Raw genomic sequence first — 4,208 nt, 5'->3', positions numbered from 1 at the left:
CTCGTCCAGCACTTCGTTCGAAATCGTCATCGTCCTTGCTCCTCTCAGGAAGCATGGACCCAATCAGCCATACACAGAAGACCGGACACTCTCCGAGGCCAGTCGCTACGGTAAACCGCCGGTCGCCGATCGTGGCTGTCACCGCGCTGGTGCCGCGATACAGGGCGCTGGTCAGGTTCACCCCGCAGCGCGCGTCGCCCAGCGTCGCGTCGCAGAAATACTGGAACGTCCGACCCACGGGCTGGTTCAGAAGATGCGCCAGCGCCCGCACTTCCGCCGTGAAGGCATGACGGCCCCGCCTGATCTCGCCGATGCTGCCGCGGCGCATCAGCACGCGCTGGCTGACGGCTTGCCAGTTCACCAGCCAGACCTCGACTGCGGCATTGTCCCACAGCCCATCGGCGATATCGGTCTCGGTGATCCGGTCGGAGCGCAGTGCGCCTTGGACATCCTGGGCGTCGACCGAAAGATCGCCAAGGCTTCTGATCTCGCTGGCCGCGAAACCCGTCTCGGGTTCGAAACTAGTGCCCGCAAAGGCCAGCACCCGATCATGATCGGTGAAGCCGAACACCGCGCCATCCCGGCGTTGCAGCCGCCAGCACCAAGAGAGGGTGGTGGTGCCTTCGTCCAGATGCGCTTGGAAACCTGCGGGCAAGGTCTTCATGGGGTCTGGTCCTGTTGTTCAAGGCGGCCGACGGCGGCGCCGATCCGGGCGATGTTCTCGTCGAGGCGGATCATCCGCTCTTCGATCACAGCGATCGCGCGGAGAGCCTCGGCCATGTCGCGGATTTGCTCGGGGCGGATGACGGAAAGCTCGGTGACCTGCCGTTCGATCATGGCAACGCGTGTGTTGATGATCCCGGCCCACCAGATCGCGGCGCCGCCCTGGGCCGAAAGGGCCAAGGCCAAAGATACATAGGCGACAAAGCCCATGGTGTTGCGGTCTTTGGGTGGGGTCATCGGCGCACCTCGATCAGGGAAATGGAGGGGATGGAGCCGGTGCGTTCGATGTCGAGCGTGACCGGCAATTCGTCGGTGTCGAAACGCACCGGCACGTCGAATTCGAACCCGGCCCGGATCACGGCGCCGGTGGCGGGTGGAACAGTGAAGGTGACGATGCCGGTGGTGGTGTTGACCGACCAGCCGGACCCTTGTGCTACCCCGTTCAGGGAAACCGACACCGTTCCCGCCACGGGCTTCTGAATCGCCCGCGCCCAGGATTGCGCGCCGGAGGTATAGGTCTTGGTCAGGGCAAAGGTGGTGGTCGCTCCGTTGCCGGTGCCGATGATCTGGTCGGTGGCGGCAGGCGCCGCCGAGGGCAGGCAGGATTTGTAGTCCGACCAGTCCTTGAACCGAAACGCGTGCAGGCGGCCGTTGCGGGCCTCGAAGAAGGCAACGACCGCGGCCAGATCGTCGGCCCGGCGCACGCCATAGGAGACGTCATAGCGGCGGCGCGAGTTCGCCCAGGAGGCATTCCTCTCCTCGTCGCCCGAGGCCAGTTCGACAATCCGGGTGCGCCGCTCTGGCCCGCCCTTCGCGCCCCGGCTGATCCCGTCCGGAAACCGTATCTCGTGAAACGCCATTCAGCTGCTCCTTCGGCCATAGGCCACGGCCCGGGCGATGTCGGAGGCGACTTGCGCGCGGGAAGCGCGGAAGCTCTCGGCATCGCGGGCGTAGATGTTGACGGTGGTGCCTGCCCCGCCCTCCCAGGCGCGGGTCTCGGCCCGGTTCAGGACGCGTTCGCCGCGCAGCAGGACGGCAGCATATTCGTCAGAGCCAAGGCCCATGCCGCCGCCATTGTGGAAGCGCGGGGCGGCGGCGAGGGCGGCTGCGGGGATCATCATGCTGGCGGGGCCGGGCACTGGGCCGCCGGAATGGTAGACCCCCGCGGAAATCGATCCGCCGCCGATGCCCCCGCCAATCCCGCCCAGAACCCCGCCCAGCGCCGAAGCGAGAGGGCCGAAGACGAAGCGGCGAAAGGCGATCTTGGCCAGATCGGCGATGATCGAGGTCGCGAGGCTGGAGAAGTCGAGCTTCCCCGTCCGGACGAACTCGGCCACGGCCTCTTCCCCAGCGCGGAAGGCCGACGTGATCACCTCGCCCACGCTACCGCCCCAGTTCGCGGCCTCACTGGCATAGGTGGAGAGCGCCTCGCTGACCGCCGCCCAGCCAGTCGCTGCAACATCCGCCGCGGCGGCAACTTCTTCGGCCGTTTGCAACGGGCCGCCCCCACCGCCTGCGCCACCTTCAGCCGGATCGTCGGGCGTGACGGAGATTTGCAGCGCGCGATCACGCACGTCGTTGAAGTATTCCGACAACGGCGAGCCCGAGACGATCCCACGGATTTGCGCCGCCAGAGCCGCCCGGCGTTCGGCATCCCGGGCGGAATAGGGGTTGGCGACGCTGTCGATGCGGAAGGTGGCCGGGTCTAGCGTGGATAGGGCGGGATCGAGGCCCACGGCTTCAAGGGCGGCGTTCGCCGCCTCGGCCAGGGCGTTGATCCCCGCCAGAGCCTTCTCGATCATCCAGTTGACGGCATCGATCACCGCGTTCGCTGCGCCCACTGCCAGGGCCCCGACGGCATCGGGCACGCCCTGGAAAGCGTAAGTGGCGCCTGCTGCTGCGACCTTGAAGGCGTTGATGACGAGGTCGCCCATCCAGATCACGCCGTCGACGATCCGCTCCCAGGCCCAATCCGCCCAGGCGACGGCATTGTCCCACCAGCCCCGGATCGTATCGAAGACCGGTTTGCCGATCTGGTAGACATTCTCCGCAAAGACTTGCCAGGCGGCCCGGGCCACATCCGTAAAGCTCACTTGCGCGCCGGTGGTCTCGTTGATCTCGTTCCGCATCCCCGCAATCGCGGCTGAGCCCAGCGCCACGGCGGCCGTCACCAGTGGGAAGCGCCCGGCGATTTGCAGCACCCCTTGGCCAAGGGTGCGCGCCATGCCGCCCAGATCGCGGAAGAGGGCACCGACGCCGCCATTGCCGAAGCCATAAATCTGAGAAATCTGGCTGCCTTGCTGGGCCATGACCATGAAGGGATTCATGCCGCCCGCCAGCGACACCCCGATATCCTGAAGCTGGAAGGACAGGTTCGCCATGCGGTGGCTGGCATTACGGGTGGCCGTGCTCATCCCGCCAAGCGCGGTGGTTCGGCCCTTGATCGCCGCGATGCTGGCCAGCGTTGCCTGCCGTTCCCGCGAAATCGCGGCTGTCATCTCCTCGGCGGAAATCGCCCCCACGCGGTGGGCCTGCCGGATCTCAGTCAGGGTCGATCGATACTCCCGCACCACGGCGAAGAGTGGGTTATGCTTGGCGCGGCGGTCATCGAGCGCCCGGCCGTAGGCGGCAACATCCGCCGCGTCACGCGCCATGCCACCCGAAACGCCGGTGGATCGGTTCACCGTGTTCATGACGGTGCCGGATACCGCCCCCGCCTGGCGCAAGGCGCTGGCCGCCCGGGCAGCGCGATCGGCGAGGTCCTGCATCTGGCGCACGGCTTCCCCGGCCGAAACCCCGGCCGCGTTCAACCCGGCCGCTGCCCGGGGCCCGGCCGCCTCGATCAGGGTCAGGGCCCGGGCGCCCTCCTGGCCGATGCCGACCAGTTCGGCCTTCAGCGCCTGCCCCCCGGTCGCGACAAGGCGCACCGAGACCCGGCGTTCAGATCGCGTCGTCATGTTGAGTGGCTCTCACTTGGGCGTTGATGCCGCGCACGGCGAAGGGTTCGATCACGGGCAGAAGCTCGGCCGCGATCAGCCGGTTGAGGCCCAGCGCCTCGGCCATGGCCAAGGCGGCCGTCATGTCCCAGCCCACCACCCCGCCGGGGATCGCGCGGAACTGGCCGCGCAAGGACTGGGCCAGTTCCCAGACCTGAACCGCCCCGGGTTTACCGGAGGGTGGTTTGTTCAATGACTAGGCGACCATATCGAGTGTGTTCAGGTTTGCATAGAACGCCTCCTCTGCTTCTGCGGGCGGGATGTATCCGATGGGTCCGAGCAGGCGACGGTTGTTATACCAATCGACCCACTTCAGGGTTTCCCATTCGACTTCGCGCATCGATTTCCAAGGGCCGATCTGGTTGATGACTTCGGTCTTGAACAGGCCAATCACGCATTCGGCCAGCGCATTGTCGTAGGCGTCACCGACGGTGCCTGCTGAAAGGTCGATTTCGGCTTCGGCCAGCCGTTCAGTGTATTTGATCGACA

General features: G+C 66.6%; 6 protein-coding genes. All 6 read right to left on the bottom strand.

Annotation, left to right across the window (positions count from 1 at the left end):
- Positions 1-664 (bottom strand): DUF2163 domain-containing protein (locus tag G481_RS24590; RefSeq protein ID WP_245595011.1); only part of this gene is annotated, 664 nt, incomplete at its 3' end.
- Positions 661-960 carry a hypothetical protein gene (locus tag G481_RS0118480; RefSeq protein ID WP_084451119.1) on the bottom strand — a complete coding sequence of 100 codons (300 nt, stop codon included), beginning with the start codon at positions 958-960 and terminating at the stop codon, positions 661-663. The genes G481_RS0118480 and G481_RS24590, both read right to left, overlap by 4 nt.
- Entirely contained in the window at positions 957-1,583 is a 627-nt protein-coding gene (locus G481_RS0118475) for a DUF2460 domain-containing protein (RefSeq protein WP_028031304.1), read from the bottom strand. The genes G481_RS0118480 and G481_RS0118475 overlap by 4 nt, the downstream gene beginning before the upstream one ends.
- The gene (locus tag G481_RS0118470; RefSeq protein ID WP_084451118.1) at positions 1,584-3,680 is read right to left on the bottom strand and encodes a phage tail tape measure C-terminal domain-containing protein; all 2,097 of its coding nucleotides are present in this window, start codon (positions 3,678-3,680) and stop codon (positions 1,584-1,586) included.
- A complete protein-coding gene (locus tag G481_RS0118465; protein WP_028031302.1) occupies positions 3,664-3,912 on the bottom strand; it encodes a DUF7697 family protein in 249 nt (82 codons plus the stop codon). The genes G481_RS0118470 and G481_RS0118465 overlap by 17 nt, the downstream gene beginning before the upstream one ends.
- A gap of 3 nt (positions 3,913-3,915) precedes the next feature.
- Positions 3,916-4,208: integrase core domain-containing protein (locus G481_RS0118460; protein ID WP_028030532.1), on the bottom strand; the 293-nt coding region annotated here is incomplete at its 5' end.

Origin of the sequence: Gemmobacter nectariphilus DSM 15620, assembly GCF_000429765.1 — a bacterium.
Taxonomy (GTDB): Bacteria; Pseudomonadota; Alphaproteobacteria; order Rhodobacterales; family Rhodobacteraceae; genus Wagnerdoeblera; species Wagnerdoeblera nectariphila.
Note: the sequence above shows the minus strand (reverse complement) of the source record. Positions and strands in the feature narration are given on the sequence as shown.

Coding starts and splice junctions, on each gene's coding strand:
- G481_RS0118470 (WP_084451118.1), bottom strand. CDS start 3,680: ATGACGACGCGATCTGAACGCCGGGTCTCGGTGCGCCTTGTCGCGACC.
- G481_RS0118475 (WP_028031304.1), bottom strand. CDS start 1,583: ATGGCGTTTCACGAGATACGGTTTCCGGACGGGATCAGCCGGGGCGCG.
- G481_RS0118480 (WP_084451119.1), bottom strand. CDS start 960: ATGACCCCACCCAAAGACCGCAACACCATGGGCTTTGTCGCCTATGTA.